The organism is Brevundimonas lenta (assembly GCF_014196335.1).
Lineage (GTDB): Bacteria > Pseudomonadota > Alphaproteobacteria > Caulobacterales > Caulobacteraceae > Brevundimonas > Brevundimonas lenta.
In genome coordinates, this window is record NZ_JACIDM010000002.1 from 687,585 (window position 1) to 704,653 (window position 17,069).

At 69.7% G+C, this 17,069-nt stretch carries 16 protein-coding genes; 8 read left to right on the forward strand and 8 right to left on the reverse strand.

The window, feature by feature from the left end; all coding sequences use genetic code 11:
- Positions 1-44: 44 nt before the first annotated feature.
- Entirely contained in the window at positions 45-878 is an 834-nt protein-coding gene (gene cysE, locus GGR12_RS10955) for a serine O-acetyltransferase (protein WP_183204435.1), read from the reverse strand.
- 22 nt (positions 879-900) lie between these two features.
- On the reverse strand, positions 901-1,551 hold the full coding sequence (locus tag GGR12_RS10960) for an NUDIX domain-containing protein (protein WP_183204436.1): 651 nt from the start codon (positions 1,549-1,551) through the stop codon (positions 901-903).
- A gap of 45 nt (positions 1,552-1,596) precedes the next feature.
- Between GGR12_RS10960 and GGR12_RS10965 the strand changes: the two genes are divergently transcribed.
- Positions 1,597-2,199, forward strand: coding sequence for a nitroreductase family protein (locus GGR12_RS10965; RefSeq protein ID WP_183204437.1), 603 nt, complete (start codon positions 1,597-1,599; stop codon positions 2,197-2,199).
- A gap of 143 nt (positions 2,200-2,342) precedes the next feature.
- Here GGR12_RS10965 and hutI read toward each other — a convergent pair whose 3' ends face one another.
- The 3 genes from hutI to GGR12_RS10980 form a co-directional block, all read right to left on the reverse strand.
- Positions 2,343-3,554 carry an imidazolonepropionase gene (gene hutI / locus GGR12_RS10970; RefSeq protein WP_343053250.1) on the reverse strand — a complete coding sequence of 404 codons (1,212 nt, stop codon included), beginning with the start codon at positions 3,552-3,554 and terminating at the stop codon, positions 2,343-2,345.
- A 149-nt stretch (positions 3,555-3,703) separates the two neighbouring features.
- On the reverse strand, positions 3,704-4,597 hold the full coding sequence (locus GGR12_RS10975; RefSeq protein ID WP_246328851.1) for an agmatinase family protein: 894 nt from the start codon (positions 4,595-4,597) through the stop codon (positions 3,704-3,706).
- A 2-nt stretch (positions 4,598-4,599) separates the two neighbouring features.
- The gene (locus tag GGR12_RS10980) at positions 4,600-5,304 is read right to left on the reverse strand and encodes a histidine utilization transcriptional repressor HutC (protein WP_183204439.1); all 705 of its coding nucleotides are present in this window, start codon (positions 5,302-5,304) and stop codon (positions 4,600-4,602) included.
- Positions 5,305-5,385: 81 nt separating this feature from the next.
- Between GGR12_RS10980 and hutU the strand changes: the two genes are divergently transcribed.
- Both hutU and hutH read left to right on the forward strand, forming a co-directional pair.
- Positions 5,386-7,053: a urocanate hydratase gene (hutU, locus tag GGR12_RS10985; RefSeq protein ID WP_183204440.1), complete on the forward strand. Its 1,668-nt coding sequence runs from the start codon at positions 5,386-5,388 to the stop codon at positions 7,051-7,053.
- Positions 7,054-7,055: 2 nt separating this feature from the next.
- Positions 7,056-8,585 (forward strand): histidine ammonia-lyase, encoded by a 1,530-nt coding sequence (gene hutH, locus GGR12_RS10990; protein ID WP_183204441.1) that lies wholly within the window; start codon positions 7,056-7,058, stop codon positions 8,583-8,585.
- Between the two features lie 3 nt (positions 8,586-8,588).
- Here hutH and fni read toward each other — a convergent pair whose 3' ends face one another.
- Together fni and GGR12_RS11000 are read right to left on the reverse strand one after the other, a co-directional pair.
- The gene (gene fni, locus GGR12_RS10995; RefSeq protein WP_183204442.1) at positions 8,589-9,608 is read right to left on the reverse strand and encodes a type 2 isopentenyl-diphosphate Delta-isomerase; all 1,020 of its coding nucleotides are present in this window, start codon (positions 9,606-9,608) and stop codon (positions 8,589-8,591) included.
- A 7-nt stretch (positions 9,609-9,615) separates the two neighbouring features.
- Positions 9,616-11,448 carry a PPC domain-containing protein gene (locus GGR12_RS11000; RefSeq protein WP_183204443.1) on the reverse strand — a complete coding sequence of 611 codons (1,833 nt, stop codon included), beginning with the start codon at positions 11,446-11,448 and terminating at the stop codon, positions 9,616-9,618.
- Between the two features lie 96 nt (positions 11,449-11,544).
- On the opposite strand from GGR12_RS11000, the gene folD reads away from it, so the two are divergent.
- From folD to GGR12_RS11025, 5 genes are all read left to right on the forward strand, one after another.
- Positions 11,545-12,468 (forward strand): bifunctional methylenetetrahydrofolate dehydrogenase/methenyltetrahydrofolate cyclohydrolase FolD, encoded by a 924-nt coding sequence (gene folD / locus GGR12_RS11005; RefSeq protein ID WP_183204444.1) that lies wholly within the window; start codon positions 11,545-11,547, stop codon positions 12,466-12,468.
- Positions 12,469-12,519: 51 nt separating this feature from the next.
- The gene (locus GGR12_RS11010; protein WP_183204445.1) at positions 12,520-13,212 is read left to right on the forward strand and encodes a LemA family protein; all 693 of its coding nucleotides are present in this window, start codon (positions 12,520-12,522) and stop codon (positions 13,210-13,212) included.
- On the forward strand, positions 13,209-14,024 hold the full coding sequence (locus GGR12_RS11015) for a TPM domain-containing protein (protein ID WP_343053217.1): 816 nt from the start codon (positions 13,209-13,211) through the stop codon (positions 14,022-14,024). The genes GGR12_RS11010 and GGR12_RS11015 overlap by 4 nt, the downstream gene beginning before the upstream one ends.
- A complete protein-coding gene (locus tag GGR12_RS11020) occupies positions 14,018-14,710 on the forward strand; it encodes a TPM domain-containing protein (protein WP_183204446.1) in 693 nt (230 codons plus the stop codon). Before GGR12_RS11015 ends, GGR12_RS11020 begins: the two co-directional genes overlap by 7 nt.
- A 118-nt stretch (positions 14,711-14,828) precedes the next feature.
- Positions 14,829-15,524, forward strand: coding sequence for an endonuclease/exonuclease/phosphatase family protein (locus GGR12_RS11025; RefSeq protein WP_425486217.1), 696 nt, complete (start codon positions 14,829-14,831; stop codon positions 15,522-15,524).
- On the opposite strand, the gene GGR12_RS11030 is transcribed toward GGR12_RS11025, so the two are convergent.
- The gene (locus tag GGR12_RS11030; protein WP_246328852.1) at positions 15,511-16,962 is read right to left on the reverse strand and encodes a phospholipase D-like domain-containing protein; all 1,452 of its coding nucleotides are present in this window, start codon (positions 16,960-16,962) and stop codon (positions 15,511-15,513) included. The genes GGR12_RS11025 and GGR12_RS11030 overlap by 14 nt on opposite strands.
- Positions 16,963-17,069: the final 107 nt, after the last annotated feature.

Sequence of the window (17,069 nt, forward strand, 5' to 3'; positions counted from 1 at the left end):
AATTTCGCGGCGGACCCTAGAGAAACGGCGCCGCCAGGGGAACCCTAGATGACGAAGTCGTACACGATGTCAGCGAGGGTATGATCCATCGTGCGGGCCGGAGCGGGCTCGGTCGGGCAGTTGACCAGGCGCGCCGGGACGCCGGCGACGGTGCAACCGGCGGGAACGGCCTTCAGCACGACGGAGCCTGAGGCCACCTTGGCGAAGTCGCCGACCTTGATGTTGCCCAGCACCTTGGCGCCCGCGCCCAGCAGGACGCCGTTGCCGATCTTGGGATGGCGGTCGCCGCGATCAGCGCCGGTGCCGCCCAGGGTGACGCCGTGCAGCATGGAGACGCCGTCGCCGACCACCGCCGTCTCGCCGATGACGATGCCGGTGCCGTGGTCGAGGAACAGGCCCGAGCCCATCCGGGCGGCCGGGTGGATGTCGATCTGGAACAGCTCCGACATGCGACTCTGCAGATGGAAGGCCAGGGTCTCGCGCCCTTGCGTCCACAGCCAGTGGGCCACGCGATGGCCCTGCAGCGCCTGGTAGCCCTTGAAGTAGAGGAAGGGCTGCAACAGCGAACGGATGGCGGGATCACGCTCCGACACCGCATGCAGGTCCGCTTCGGCGGCCGCGACGATGGCGGGATCGGCGTCGTAGGCGTCGCGGCAGATCTCGCGCACCGACATGGCGCCCAGCTCGGCGTCGCCCAGCTTGCGGGCCAGCTGGAAGCTGAGGGCCGAGGCCAGATCGTTGTGCGACAGGATCACCGCATTCATCTGGGTGGCCAGATGCGGCTCGGCCCGCGCGGCCTCCTCGGCGGCGGCGCGCAACAGCGACCAGGCGCCCAGGTCCGGGGCGGGTTCAGCGGCGACGACTTCGAGCTTGGGCATCAAGGGCTCCATCAGGCGGCGATCATACGCCCGCCAGCATGGCTTTGGACAGATCGGCGGGCAGTTCGCCCTCCTTCGCCATATGGTAGGCGCGCAGAACCGTCGCCAGGGTGAACATGTCCCGGATCGATCCGCGCGCGACCTCGCGCAGCAGATCGCCGAACGGCACGCGGATGACGCGGATGATCTCGGTCTCGTCCGGCGCGATCGGAACCTGGGTGAAGTCCCACGCCAGCCAGGCGATGGCGCGCTCGTCGGTGATCGAGTTCGACATCTCGGCCTTGTAGGCCAACCGCCATTGCGCCGCGGCCAGACCGGCCTCCTCGGCCAGTTCGCGCTTGGCGCCGTCCAGCGGGTCTTCGTTGAAAGGGGCGCCGCCTTCGGGCATCTCCCACGACCAGTTCATCAGGGCGAAGCGCTGCTGGCCGACCAGGGTGACGGTTCCGTCGGCGTGCAGGGGCAGGACGCCGACCGACATGTTCTGCGGCCGCATGACCATGTAGTCCGCCTTGTGCCCGGTCGGGGCGGTGGCGTCGTGGCGCGTCAGGCGCATCCACGGGCTTTCGAAGAAGACGCTGTGGCCGGCGTCCTGCCACGGCGGCGGGCGGTTGCTTCCGTCGTCCCATGAGGGCAGCGGGCGGTCGGCGTCGAAGTCAGCGCGGGAGTCGGTCATGCGTCGGGTATGGCGCCGGAGGGATCGGACGACTAGCTAGGCTGCATGACCGACGCCGACCTGGGATCCGCCCTCCCCCTCCCGACCGCCTCCGCCGAGCTGCAGCATCGCCTCGCCACCCGCCGCTCGGCGCCCGCCCAGGCGCTGACGGAGCCAGGTCCGTCGAAGGCGGAGATCGAACGCATCCTGGAGCTGGGCGCGCGCACGCCGGATCACGGCAAGCTGTTCCCGTGGCGGTTCGTGGTCATGGGGCCGCAATCGCGCGCAAGGCTCGCCGAAGACCTGGCCGTGCTGGCGAAGCACCAGCCCGACCCCGGCAAGGCGGACAAGGTGCTGTCCAAGCTGACCGCCGCGCCGGTGACCATTCTGGTCGTCTCGACGCCCATCGCCGGCCACAAGGTCCCGAAGTGGGAGCAGCGGCTGTCCGCCGGCGCGGTGTGCATGAACATCGAGCACGCGGCGGCGGCGCTGGGCTACGCCTCCAGCTGGATCACCGACTGGTACAGCTACGACCGCAAGGCGCTGGCGATGTATGAGGTCGGCGAGGACGAGCGGGTGGCGGGCTTCATCCACATCGGCAGTCTGGCAGAGGCGCCGCTGGAGCGGCCGCGGCCGGACCTGGCCGGCCTGACGACCTACCGGCCCTGAGTCAGGATCGCCTCGATCTGGAAGCCGACAGCGACGACGAACGCCAGGCTCACCAGCACGATGGCGGCGATGAACAGGTCGTCGATCAGGTCATGGGTCTGACGCATGCCCGTGAGGATGCGCAGATTCGCGTTATCTGACGATTAAGCCGCCCGACCGCCGACATAGCGCCGCGCCAGCAGCGGCTTGCCCAGCCAGTAGCAGAGCTCGGCCGGGCGCTGGATGTCCCAGACCGCCAGATCGGCGACCTTGCCGACCTCGATGGTCCCGACCTCGTCCTGCAGACCCAGGGCCTTCGCCGCGATGCGCGTGGCTCCGGCCAGGGCCTCCTCCGGCGTGAGGCGGAACTGCACGCAGGCGAGGTTCAGCGCGGCGGTCATCGACGCCACCGGCGAGGTGCCGGGGTTGCAGTCGGTCGCCACGGCCATGGCCACCCCGTGCTTGCGGAACATCGCGATCGGCGGCGGGGTGGTCTCGCGCAGCATCAGGAAGGCGCCCGGCAGCAGAACGGCGACGACGCCCGCCTCGCCCATCGCCCGGGCCCCGGCCTCGGTCGTGTGTTCGACATGGTCCGCCGAAAGGGCGCCGTATTTCGCCGCGAGCGCCGCGCCGCCGCCGTCCGAAAGCTGGTCGGCGTGCAGTTTGACCGGCAGGCCCAGCGCTTCCGCCCGCTCGAACAGACGGGAGACCTCGTCGCCCGAGAAGGCGATGGGCTCGCAATAGGCGTCGACGGCATCGACCAGGCCGTCGGATGCCGCGGCGGGCAGGATGTCGTCGATGGCCAGATCGACATAGGCGCCGCGCTCCGCCCGATGCTCGGGCGGGACGGCATGCAGGCCCAGATAGCTGGTGCGCACGCGCACACCCGCCTCACGCCCTATGCGCCGGGCGACGCGCAGCATCTTCAGTTCGCTGTCGCGGTCGAGGCCGTAGCCCGACTTGATCTCGACCGTCGTGACGCCCGTGGCCTTCAGGCCCGCGAGACGCGCGATGGCCGAGGCGTAGAGGTCGTCTTCCGACGCCGTCCGGGTGGCCGCCATGGTCGAGACGATGCCGCCGCCGGCGCGGGCGATCTCTTCATACGTCACGCCCTGTAGCCGCTGTTCGAACTCGCCCGAACGGTCGCCGCCGAAGACGAGGTGGGTGTGGCAGTCGACCAGCCCCGGCGTGACCCAGCGGCCGTCGAGGCGATCGGCCTCTATGGCCTCATGCGGAGGCAAATCGGCGCGCGCGCCGGCCCAGACGATGCGGCCGTCGGCGATCAGGATCGCCCCATCCTCGATGGCGCCGTACGGCTCTCCGCCCTCGACCATGGTGGCCAGGCGGCAGTCGGTGATGAGTTTGTCGGCCTGAATCATTTTATCCGCTCATCCCCGCGAAAGCGGGGACCCAGTCCTTTGGGTGATCGGTGCAACCGAGCACGCGTTAACAGTCATCCCGCCCGCCAGTGTTTCCCCGAAATCACTGGGTCCCCGCTTTCGCGGGGATGAGCGGAAGGGGGAGTTCACCTGCTCTCGAACCCGGCCAGCAGTTCGCAGAACCACCGCCCCGCCGTCAGGGAACCAAGGTCGCCGATTTCAAGCGACGGGTCGTATTCGGTCAGGTCGACGGCCTTCACCTTCGGATGGGCGCCGATCACACGCGTGGCGTCGAAGAAGGCTTCGGCCGATACGCCGCCCGGGCGCGCGCCTGGCGAGGCGGGCCACTGGCTGCGGTCGATGACGTCGATGTCGAAGTCGACGTAGATGACGTCCGCAAGGGCCGAGAGCCGCGCGAGTTCCTCGGCCACCACGGCGGCCAGGCCCTGCTGGCGGCATTCGCGGGCGGTGCGGACCGAGATGCCCGCCGCCTTCGCCTTGTCGTGGGCGCGCTTCGTGTTGGCGAAGGGCGCCAGGCCGACCTGGCTGATCCGCTTGCCGTCCATGCCGTCGTCCAGCAGCGCCTGGATCGGATTGCCGTTGGTCAGGCCCTGATCGGTGTCGCGCAGATCGAAATGGGCGTCGAGGGTCAGTACGCCGACCCGTTCAAGCCCCAGGGCGTGCACGCCCGGCCGGGTGATGGCGTTGCTGCCGCCGATCAGGACGGTCAGGCCACGCTTCGCCTGGGCCGCCACGGCGTCGCGGATCGGCTGGAAGGCGGCGGCGGGCGACAGGGCCTTCACCGCGACATCGCCGGCGTCGTGGACCAGGGTCGACAGCTCGCTGCCCGTCTCCACGTCATAGGTCGAGAAGCGCGGCAGGACGGCGCGAAACGCCTTCGGTCCAAGGTCGCAGCGACCCGGCGTCAGCGAGCGCTCGTTGACCCCGGCGCCGACGATGGCGACCGGCGCGTCCGGACGGTTTCCGACCAGGTCGGCGATCGAGCGCCAGGACAGCGCTTCCGAAGGAGGGGTGCTCATGCTCAGGCTTTCGTCGGCTGGAAGCGGGCGACCAGATCGTAGGCGTCGCCGGGGAAGGTCTGGAAGGCCCAGGTCACGCCCTGCCCGTCGCGCCAGGTGCGGCGCTCCAGCCTCAGGCATGCCGCGCCCGGCGGCAACAGCAGATGACGGGCCATGACGACGTCGGCGCCCACAGCCGAGATCCGGTGCTCGGCCTCGGTCCACGGCGTATGGGCCAGCAGCCAGCTGCCCGCGGGCTGGGCGGCGAAGTCAGCGGCTTCGGCCTCGGGCGCCGCGTCCAGCGAGATCACCCGCCGTTCGTGGGCGAAGGGCGCGCCGTCGGCGAGGTGGACGGTCTCCAGCTGGATCACCCGACCCGCCCCGGCCAGCCAGGCCTCGACATCTTCCGCGGGGCGCACCCGCCGCGCCAGCAGGCGATGCTCATAGGCGTGCCCCCGTCCCTCGACCTCGGTCTGGATGTCGGGGATGGCGACCAGGGCGGCCGAATGCAGCGGCGGATGGGCGACGATGGTCCCTGCCCTGCGGCGTCGCGTCACCAGACCGCGCGCAGCCAGGCCGGACATGGCCTTTGACGCCGTCATGCGGGCGCAGCCGTACTCGGCCATCAGCTCGCTCTCGGTCGGCAGGCGATGCCCCGGACGCCATTCGCCCGACAGGATGCGCCGCTCGATGTCGCTCTCGATGCGCCGGTGGATGACCATGTCCATGCCGAACTATCCCGCTTGCCTCGACTTATGTCTAGACATAATGATGCCGCTCGCTGAACCGCATCCGTCGCGAGGTCCCTCATGAGCACCACCCCCAACACACGCGTCGTCCGCAGCCCCCGCGGAACGGAAATGACCGCGAAGACCTGGGCCGCCGAGGCGGCGCTGCGCATGCTGATGAACAACCTCGACCCCGAGGTCGCCGAGCGTCCCGAGGACCTCGTCGTCTACGGCGGCATCGGCAAGGCGGCCCGCAACTGGCAGGCCTTCGATCGCATCGTCGAGGAGCTGCGCAAGCTGGAAGCCGACGAGACCCTGCTGGTTCAGTCGGGCAAGCCGGTCGGCGTCTTCCGCACCCACGCCGACGCCCCGCGCGTGCTGATCGCCAACTCCAACCTGGTGCCCAAATGGGCGACCTGGGAGCATTTCAACGAGCTCGATCGCAAGGGTCTCATGATGTACGGCCAGATGACGGCCGGCTCGTGGATCTACATCGGCACCCAGGGCATCGTTCAGGGCACCTACGAGACCTTCATGGAGGCCGGGCGCCAGCACTACGGCGGCGACTGGTCGGGCAAATGGATCGTGACCGCCGGCCTCGGCGGCATGGGCGGGGCCCAGACCCTGGCGGCGACCATGGCGGGCGCCTCCTGCCTCGCGGTCGAGTGCCAGCGCAGCCGCATCGAGATGCGCCTGAAGACCCGCTACCTCGACGTCATGGCCGAAACTCTCGACGAGGCCCTGGCCCTGATCGAGAAGGCCAATGCGGACAAAAAACCTATTTCTGTCGGCCTGTTGGGCAATGCGGCGGATGTTCTGCCTGAACTGGTCAAGCGCGGCGTGCGGCCCGATCTGGTCACCGACCAGACCAGCGCCCACGACCTGATCAACGGCTACCTGCCCCAGGGCTGGACCGTCGCCGAATGGGAGGACAAGCGCGTCTCCGACCCCGCCGCCGTCGAGGCCGCGGCCCGTCAGTCGTGCGCCGTCCACGTCCAGGCCATGCTCGATTTCCAGAAGATGGGCATCCCGGTCACCGACTACGGCAACAACATCCGCCAGGTCGCCTTCGACCAGGGCGTGGCCAACGCCTTCGACTTCCCCGGCTTCGTCCCGGCCTACATCCGCCCGCTGTTCTGCCGCGGCGTCGGCCCGTTCCGCTGGGCCTCGCTGACCGGCGATCCGGAGGACATCCGCAAGACCGACGCGGCGATGAAAAAGCTGTTCCCGGACAACGCCGGCCTGCATCGCTGGCTGGACATGGCCGGCGAGCGCATCGCCTTCCAGGGCCTGCCCGCCCGCATCTGCTGGATCGGCCTGGGCGATCGCCACCGCGCCGGCCTGATGTTCAATGAGATGGTCGCCTCGGGCGAACTGTCCGGCCCGATAGTCATCGGCCGCGACCACCTCGACTCGGGTTCGGTCGCCAGCCCCAACCGCGAAACCGAGGCCATGATGGACGGCTCGGACGCCGTGTCGGACTGGCCGCTGCTGAACGCCCTGCTGAACACCGCCTCGGGCGCCAGCTGGGTGTCGCTGCACCACGGCGGCGGCGTCGGCATGGGCTACAGCCAACACTCGGGCGTGGTCATCGTCGCCGACGGCACGCCGGAAGCCGCGGCCCGCCTCGAGCGCGTGCTGTGGAACGACCCCGCCACCGGCGTCATGCGCCACGCCGACGCCGGCTATGAGATCGCGAAGGAGGCCGCGCGCGCGAACGGCCTCAACCTGCCGAGCATGGAAGACTGAAGATGACCACGATCACCATCGGGGCCGCCCCGCTCACGCTCGCCCAGCTGCGCGCCGTTCTTGAAGGACCGGTCACCGTCTCCCTGACCGAGGCCGCCTGGGCCAATGTCGAGAAGGGCGCCGCCGTCGTCGCCGCCATCCTCGCCGAGGGCCGCACGGTCTATGGCATCAACACCGGCTTCGGCCTGCTGGCCAACACCAGCATTGCGCCGGAAGACCTTGAAACCCTTCAGAAGAACCTGGTGCTCAGCCACGCCTGCGGCGTCGGCGCTCTGCTGTCCGAGGACGTCACCCGCCTGCTGATGGTGCTGAAGATCGCCTCGCTGTCGAAGGGCGCCTCGGGCATCCGCCGCGAGACGCTGGAGACGCTGATCGCGCTGGTGAATAACGAAGTCCTGCCGTGCATCCCGTCCAAGGGTTCGGTCGGGGCCTCGGGCGATCTGGCCCCGCTGGCGCACATGTCCTGCGTCCTGATCGGCGTCGGCGAGGCCCGGGCGAAGGGTGAGACGCTGGCCGCCGAGGCCGCGCTGGCCGGGATCGGCCTGAAGCCGCTGGTGCTGGGGCCCAAGGAAGGCCTCGCCCTGCTGAACGGCACCCAGTGCTCGACGGCGCTGGCCCTGGCCGGCCTGTTCGCGAGCGAGGCCGTGTTCGCCGCCGCCGTCGCCGCCGGCGCCCTGTCGGTGGACGCGCTGAAAGGCTCCGACGCCCCGTTCGACCACCGCATCCACGCCCTGCGCGGCCAGCCCGGCCAGATCGATGTCGCCGCCCGCCTGCGCGGCCTGATCGCCGGGTCCGCGATCCGCGAGAGCCACCGCGAGGACTGCGCCAAGGTGCAGGACCCCTACTCCCTGCGCTGCCAGCCGCAGGTCATGGGCGCGACCCTGGACGTGCTGCGCAACGCCGCCGCGACGCTGGAGCGCGAAGCCAACGCCGTGACCGACAATCCGCTGGTCTTCATCGACGACGGCGATGTCATCTCGGGCGGCAACTTCCACGCCGAACCCGTTGCTTATGCAGCAGATCAGATCGCCATGACCCTGTGCGAGATCGGCAATATCTCCGAGCGCCGCACCTCGATCCTGGTCGACCCGAAGATGAGCGAGCTGCCCGCCTTCCTCGTGAAGGAGAGCGGTCTGAACTCCGGCTTCATGATCGCCCAGGTGACCGCCGCCGCCCTCGTCGCCGAAAACCGGATGGTGGCCCATCCGTGCGTCATCGACACTGTGCCGACCAGCGCCAACCAGGAAGACCACGTCTCCATGGCCACCCACGGCGCCCGCCGTCTGCTGGACATGGCCGAGAACACGGCCGCCGTGGTCGGCATCGAACTGCTGGCCGCCGCCCAGGGGATAGAGTTCCACCGCCCGATGAAGACCTCGGACGATCTGGAGAAGGTCTTCGCCATCGTGCGCGAGGCCGCCGCCCCCTACACTTCGGACCACTATTTCGCGCCGGACATCGAGAAGGCCACGGCTGGCGTGCGCGCCGGGCGGTATCGGGCGTTCGCGAAGGATCTTCTGCCCTCGGCCTGAGGTTCAGCTCTGTAGCGGGGCCCGTCTCAGCGCCGTCAGATTGGCCGAGCCGGTGCAGAAGCAGACGGTGCGCAGCTGGCGGATGACGGTCTGGAAGTGGGCCACGACGGCTTCGGTCGAGACCGTGGCGGCGGTCAGCACGCCCGCCGCCTGACCGACCATGTCGGCGCCCAGCCGCAGGGCGCGGGCGACGTCGATGCCGTCGCGGACGCCGCCCGAACCGATGATCAGGGTGCGCGGACAGGCGGCGCGGGCCTCAACGATGGCGCGGGCCGTCGACAGGCCCCAGTCGCCGAAGGCCGAGGCGTGAACCTTGTCGAGCTCGCTTTCGGAGCGTTCGCCCTCGACCAGGGCCCAGTTGGAGCCTCCCGCGCCGGCGACGTCGATGGCGGCGACGCCCATGTCGGCCAGCCGCCGCGCGGTCGGGCCGGAGATGCCTGCGCCGGTCTCCTTGACCACCACAGGGGCATCGAGGGCCTTCACCAGCGCCTCCAGCGACGCGCCGACGCCCCACCAGTCGCGATCGCCCTCGGGCTGACAGGCTTCCTGGAGCGGGTTCAGGTGCACGACCAGGGCGTCGGCCGCGACCATGTCGATGATCCGCCGCGCCTCGTCGACGCCGAAGCCGCGGGTCAGCTGGGCGGCGCCGATATTGGCGAGGATCGGCGTGTCCGGCGCGCGCAGGCGCAGGGCCATGTCGAGGCCGGGCGCCCCGCCCTGCTCCAGCGCCGCGCGCTGCGAACCGACGGCGAGCGCTATGCCCAGATGCTGGGCCGCCTCGGCCAGGCGGGCGTTGATCGCTTCGGCCCGCGCCGGACCGCCGGTCATGGCGCTGATCAGCATCGGGGCCTTGAGCCGCCGGCCGAGGAAATCGGCGCCGAGATCGATCTTGCCGTAGTCCAGGTCCGGCAGCGCCTCGTGGACGAAGCGCACCGCGTCGAAACCGCTGTCGAGGCCGTGCCGCGCCTTGCCCGCCAGGATCACATCCAGATGCTGGTCCTTGCGGGAGACAATGTCGGCCATCGCTGTCCTACGGTTGCTTCTCGACGATCAGGGCGTAGGCCCCGGTCTGGCCTTGCTGGAACGTGCCTGCGCGGATTTCGTACACGCCGTCCGACGGCGCGGTCCATTCGAGGCGGGCGTGGGTGTCCGACAGGCTGTCGTCGTCCGAGGCCAGCGCCTCGAACTCGCCCTCGTCCTTCTCGCGCCCGACGCTCAGGAAGCTGTCGACCTCGTTGGAGACCATGATGATCACCAGCTTCTCGTCTTCCTTCAGCGTGACCCGGTAGGCGTCGTAGAAGCTGTTGTCGTCGGCGGCGGCGTCGGACTCGGTCAGGGTCCCGCGGGCGGTGGAGCCGACCAGCAGGCTGCCCGGACGGGGCTGAGGGCCGCGGTCGATGAGTTCCAGCGAGTAGAGGCCCTTGCCTTCAGACGCCAGGGGCGAGGCGCGCAGCACGTACTGACCGCTTTCGGGCAGGGTGAAGTTCAGGCGCGAGTCCGTGCCCTCGCCGAGGCCGTCGTCGTCGGAGCCCAGGGCCGTGAACTCCGTTCCGACCCGGCCGACCTGCAGATAGGTGTCGAAATCGCCCGAGCGCATGATGGCCTGGACGCGCTGGCCCTCGACGCCGGTGAAGACGTAGCCGTCGAAGCCGCGGTCGTCGTTGTCGCGGCTGTCGGCCTCGGCGATCTCGCCCTGGACCAGACGGCCGAACGGGATGGCCACCGGCGGCTTCTCGGGCGCGACCTCGCTGACCGACAGCGAATAATCGCCGGTCGCCGTCGCGAAGGCCCGGGCCTCGATCACATAGGAGCCGTCGCGCGGCAGGGTGAAGATCAGGCGCGAGTCGGTGCCTTCGGGCCCGCCGTCATCGTCATTGGCGAGGCTGGTCCGGTTGTCGTCGAACAGCTCCAGGAAGGTGTCGAAGTCGTCCGAGCTCATGTCGATCCGGACACGCTGACCTTCACGGCCCGTGAAGCGGTAGGCGTCCGCCGGCATGCCGGCGGCGCTCTTGCCGTCGCCGTCGGTCAGTTCGCCCTCGACCGTGTCGCCGATTCGGATCGAGCGGGCGGCCACGGGCGCGGGGCCTTCCCCGAGCGACAGCGAATAGGCGCCGGCCGAAGCGGTGTTCAGCGCCGTGGCGCGGATCACGTAGTCGCCGCCGTCAGCGGCGGTGAAGACCAGACGGGAGTTCAGACCCGCGCCATCGCCGTCGTCATTGGTCTCCAGCTCCGTGAACACGTCGCCTTCCATCCGGCCGACGCGCAGCACGGGGTCGAAAGCCTCGCTGTCGAGCGAGATCGAAACGCGATCGCCCCGCCGGGCGGTGAAGGTCCAGGCATCGTACGGACGGCCGTCGTCGGCCTCGGCGTCGTCGGCGCCGAGTTCGCCCTGGACGGTCTGCCCGAGGCGAATCGACGACGGCTGTGGCGCGGCGGGCGCGGCGTCGCGCTGGGCGAGGCTGAGCGTATAGGCCCCGCCTTCCAGCCCCGACAGATTGCGGGCGCGCAGGATGTAGACGCCGTCGTGGTCGGCAGTGAAGCGCAGGCGCGAGTTGGTGCCGTCGCCCAGGCCGTCATCGTCGGTGGCGATCGGCTCGCCGTCGGCGGTTGTCAGAACCTCGAGCACCGTATCGAAGGCGTCAGAGCGCATCACGGCTTCCAGCCGCTGCCCGGCCACGGCGCTGACGGCGTAGCTGTCGAAGCGCCAGGCGTTGTCGGCGGCCGTGGAATCACCGTCGGCGATTTCGCCCTCGACGCTGTCTCCGACGGCGAGAGGCGTCGCCTCCTGGGCCAGAACGGGTCCCGCCGCTGCGGCGACAAGCGCCAGACTGCTGACGGCGGCGAGTACGGTCTGACGGCGCATGCGGATCCCCTGGAGTCGACAGGGATCATAGACGCCGAACCCCGCCCTCTGTAAATCGCGCGGACCGCACGATTCCTGACGACCGGAGCCGAAACCATGACGGCCGCCCCCCCACGCGCGACCATAATCGACGGCAAGGCCTTCGCCGCCGGCCTTGTAGACCGCGTCGCCGCCGCCTCCGGCCGGCTGGAAGCCGCCCACGGCGTGAAGCCGGGACTGGCGGTCGTGATCGTCGGCGAGGACCCTGCGAGCCAGATTTACGTGCGCAACAAGGGCGAGACGACCCAGCGCGCCGGCATGCGGTCCGACACCCATCGACTGTCCGACAATACGAGCGAGGCCGAACTGCTGGCGCTGATCGCCGCCCTGAACGCCGACTCAGGCATTCACGGGATTCTGGTCCAGCTGCCCCTGCCCGCCCACATCGACAGCGCCGCCGTCCTGGCCGCGATCGATCCGGACAAGGACGTGGACGGGTTCCACGTGGTCAACGTCGGCCGCCTGTCGGTCGGGGTTCCGGGCATGGTCCCGTGCACGCCGCTGGGCTGCCTGATGCTGCTGAAGGCCGAGTTGGGCGACCTGTCCGGCCTGAACGCCGTGGTCGTCGGCCGCTCGAACATCGTCGGCAAGCCGATGGCGCAACTGCTGCTCGGCGAAAGCTGCACCGTGACGATCGCCCATTCGCGCACCCGCGACCTGCCGTCCCTGTTCCGGACGGCCGATATTCTGGTGGCGGCGGTGGGTCGACCGGAGATGATCCGCGGCGACTGGGTGAAGCCGGGTGCGACCGTGATCGACGTGGGCATCAACCGCGTGCCGTCCCGCGATCCGGTCAAGGCCGCCGAGGGCAAGACCCGCGTGGTCGGCGATGTGGCCTTCGAGGAGGCCGCGGCCGTCGCCGGACGCATCACGCCGGTGCCGGGGGGGGTCGGTCCGATGACCATCGCCTGCCTGCTGGCCAACACCTACACGGCCGCCTGCCGCGCCGCCGGAATCGAACCTGAACCGTTGGACGCTTGAACCGTTGGGCGTCCGCGCCCAATAGTCGGGTAACGCTGTCAGGAGACGTCCATGATCCGGTTCTCGCCCCGCGCCGCGGCATTCGCCACCGTGCTTGTGATGACCCCCGCCGTCGCCGGCTGCGGGATCAACAGCATTCCCACCAAGGAAGAGGCCGCAAAGGCCCGCTGGGCCGACGTACAGTCGCAGTACCAGCGGCGCTCGGACCTGATTCCGAACCTGGTGCAGACCGTGCAGGGCGCGGCGATCCAGGAACGCACCACCCTGACCGCCGTGGTCGAGGCCCGCGCCCGCGCCACCAGCGTGCAGGTCACCCCTGAAACGCTGAACGATCCTCAGGCCTTCCAACGCTTCCAGGCCGCGCAGGGCGAGCTTTCCCAGGCCTTGTCCCGCCTGCTGATGGTGGTCGAGAACTATCCGCAGCTGCAGTCCAACCAGAATTTCCTCGCCCTGCAGTCGCAGCTGGAGGGGACCGAGAACCGCATCGCCGTGGCGCGCCGCGACTACAATGAGGCCGTTCGCGACTACAACACCTCGCTGCGGACCTTCCCGACGGTGATCTGGGCCAAGACGATCCACGGCGGCTCGCAGCCGATGCAGCTGTTCAGCGCCACCGAGGCCGCCCAGACCGCTCCGAACGTCAATTTCGACGCCCTGAACCCCGCTGCCCCCGGCGCTGCTCCGGGCGGGGTGGCCCCATCGGCCGCGCCCGGTTCCGCACCGCCGGCCGCGCCGGCCCAGTGATCCGTCACTCCCAGGCAAGCCTCGGAAGCCGCGCGGCGGCGCTGATCGTCGTGCTGCTGACGGCCGTCTGGCTGGCGGCGACGCCGGCGATGGCCGCCCCGATCTTCCCGCAGCTGACCGGTCGCGTGGTGGATCAGGCCAACCTGCTCACCCCGGACCAGGAGGCCGCGCTGAACACGCGGCTGGAGACGCTGGAGCGTGACACGACGAACCAGTTGGTCGTCGTCACCGTGCCGGACCTGCAGGGGTACGAGATCGAGGAATACGGCTACCAGCTGGGTCGGGCGTGGGGCATCGGGCAGGCCGGCAAGAACAACGGCGCCCTGCTGATCGTCGCGCCCACCGAGCGAAAGGTGCGGATCGAGGTCGGCTACGGCCTGGAGGGCGTTCTGACGGACGCCCTGTCCGCCGTGATCATTCACAATCAGATCCTGCCGCCCTTCCGCGAAGGCCGGTATGACCAGGGCATCGAACAGGGCGTCACAGCCATCGAGGAGCAGCTGAGGCTGGATCCCGCCGAGGCGCAGGCGCGCGCCGTGGCCGCCGAACAGCCGCAGGCGGAAGCTCCGATAGGCCCAGCCCTGCTGATCATCGCGGTCTTCGTCTTCCTGGCCCTGGGCCTGATGGGGCGGATCGCCGGCGGACGACGTCGGCGCGGCGATGGCGTGGCTCCCATCCTGATCTGGGCGGCCTCCGAGGCGCTGCGTAACAGCGGGCGCGGAGGCGGCTCGTCGTGGGGCGGCGGGGGTGGCGGCGGCTTCGGCGGCGGCGGCGGAAGTTTCGGCGGCGGAGGCGCATCGGGCGGATGGTGATACGGCACGATTCCAACGCCCACGCCCGCATCGCCAAGGCGATCGCCGAGGCGGAAACCCGGACCTCGGGCGAGATCTTCTGCGTCCTGGCCAAGAAGGTGTCGCCCTATCGCGACGTGTCGCTGGCCTGGGCCGCCGCGGCGGCGTTGATCCTGCCGATGGCCCTGATCCCGCTGGGCTTCGAGCCGGGCTGGATTCCGGGCCTGGGCGCCGGCTGGGAGGCGGCGCATCTGGCGGCGCGCGAAGCCACGATCGGCCATGCACTGACGGCCTACGCCCTGATCCAGGCGGCGATATTCGTAGTCGTCTTCCTGCTGACCTCGATCCCGCCGATCCAGCGGATGGTGACGCCACGCAGCGTGCGACGAGCCCGGGTCCGCAAGGCGGCCATGCGGCAGTTCCTGGCGCATGGCCTGCATGTGACCGAGGCCAGGACCGGCGTGTTGCTGTTCGCTTCGCTGGCCGATCACCAGGTGGAGGTGATCGCCGACAAGGGCATCCATTCGCGGGTCGACCAGTCCGTGTGGGGGGATGCGGTCGAGGCGCTGTCGCGCGGCATGAAGCGGGGCGATTCCGCCGCCGGGTTCGAGGCCGCCGTCGCCCTGTGCGGCGCAGTGCTGGCCGAGCATTTCCCGCCCGCTGAACGCGACGTCAACGAGATCGAGGACAAGCTGGTCATCATCTGAGCGCCCGGTCCGCGCCCCTTTGGGGTCGCATTCAGGGACGAAAGACCTGCACGCCCCCGCGGCCGCCCGGAGCCCCATGCCACGCCTGCTTACCTATAACGTGCACCGATGCGCAGGCATGGACCGTCGCGTCGATGTCGCGCGCATCGCCGGCGTCATCGCCGAGCATGAGCCGGATATCGTCTGTCTGCAGGAGCTGGACGTCGGTCGCGCGCGAACAGGGTTCGTGGATCAGGCCAGCTCGATCGCCAAACAGCTGTCGATGACCTTCCACTTCCACGCGGCCATGCAGGTCGAGGCGGAGCTGTACGGCGACGCTATCCTGACCCACCTTCCCGAGCGTCTGGTTCGCTCAGGCCCCCTGCCGTCCGTGCGCGGCGTGCCCGGTCTGGAGCCGCGCGGCGCCCTGTGGGTGGAGATCGAGATCGGCGCGGCGAAGCTGAACGTCTTCAACACCCACCTGGGGCTCGTTCCCCGTGAGCAGCGGCTGCAGGCGGCGGCGCTGGTCGGCGACCAGTGGCTGGGCCATCCCGACTGCACGGGACCGACCCTGCTGACCGGCGACTTCAACGCCACCTCGGTGACCCGGCCGTATCAGACACTCGTCCGGAAGCTGGCCGATTGTCAGCGCACGCTCGGGCTGAAGCCGTCGGTGAAGACCTTCCCGTCCAGCTTCCCCGCCATCCGCATCGATCACTGCTTCACCAGCCCCGAAGTGGTCGTGACGGGGGTGAAGGCGCCGTTCTCGCCCCTGGCCCGGATGGCGTCTGACCACCTGCCCCTGATCGTGGACTTCGAGGTCAGGGGGGCGTGAGCGCCCTGCGGCGGTGCGACGTCAGCCGCCGCTTCCATGGACGGAACGCATCGTCCGGAGAGATCGGGTCGCCCAGCTGGAACTCGGCGATCAGCTGTTCGATGTGCGACGGCGGCGTCGCGCCCAGAACCTGCATCCGGCCGCTGTCGAAACGCTGGATCGCCTCGCCGACCGATCCGCTGAGGGCCTCGGCGGCGGCGTAACTTTCCGCCGACACGCCGATCCAGTGACCGATGGTCCGATGGCGGAAGCGGCGGATCGCCTCGCGCCCCGCCTCGGTTCCCGGCTCGGCGGCGATATCGCACTCGGTGTCGAAGCCCAGCGACCGGTTGTTCAGATTGGTCGAGCCGATGCGCAGGATTTCGTCGTCGTAGATCGACATCTTGGCGTGGACGATGATGCGCTCGCCCGATCGCGTATGCGGGGCGAAGGCGAAGAAGCGATTGTGCCGGTCAGCCTGCTCCAGCCGAAACAGGACCTCGGACCGGGCCGTGTCCATGGCCATCTTGTCGAACCAGCTGGGGCTGGCGCCGGTGGACACCAGAACGATCTCCGGCCCGTCCTCCTCGCCGAGACGTTCGGCCAGGGCGGCGGCGATCACCGGCGAGGTGAAATACTGGTTCTCAAGATAGATCAGCCGCTTCGCACGGCGGATCGCATCCAGATGCAGGGCCTCGTTCTCGCGGATGTCCGCGCGGGCGCCCTCCCTCGGCTCGGTGCGGGCGATGGCCACAGGGGTGTCGAGAAGATCCGGCGGGACGTCGTCGGGCCACGGGTCGCCTGGCGCCGTCTCGACGACCGTGCGCTCGCCGGTGGCGCGGTACCAGCGCTCGCGCGCCAGATCGCCCAGCGCCCGGGCGGCGGGGCCGTCCATCACGCACATGACCTCGTGCCGGGGCGACGCGATCAGGCCCGAGGGCATGCAGCGACGGGGGTCGTCGCTGTGGTGCTCTGGCGAGTCCCAGCGATCGACCGAGATGTCGCCGCCGCCGCAGAAGGCGACGGCGTCGTCGATGATGACCACCTTCTGATGGTGGCAGGCGCCCATCGCGGCGGGGGAGTCGAGCCGGAACTCGACCATCCGCTTGCGGAACCAGCCCTGGGCGCGCTGGGGGAAGAAGCCCTGGGACGCGGCGATCAGCAGCGGCGATTTCCAGATCAGCAGGCGGACGTCCAGCTCTGGCCGGGTCTTCACCATCATGCGCAGCAGGTGGCCGATCTCGTCGGCGGGGCCGTAGCCGGGGGCCTCGGGGTGCAGGCGGGTGCGCGGATCGAATTGCCAGCCGAGCACGACGACCGACTGCTGCGCCTTGTCGAGGGCCGACCGCAAGGCGGCGAAATAGGCTGCGTTCTCCATGAGCACGGCGAACCGGCCCGCGGTTTCGACCCGCCAGCAGTTCCGGCCGGGCGCAAACAGATTATCGCTCTGGTCTTTCATGCCGTCCGGCCTGACCGATTCGCGTGACGACGACATGCGCCTCCCCGTTCAGGAGACGCGCGCCGCCCCTTTCCGTTCCATGCGTTGCACGTGACGGTCAATGGTGA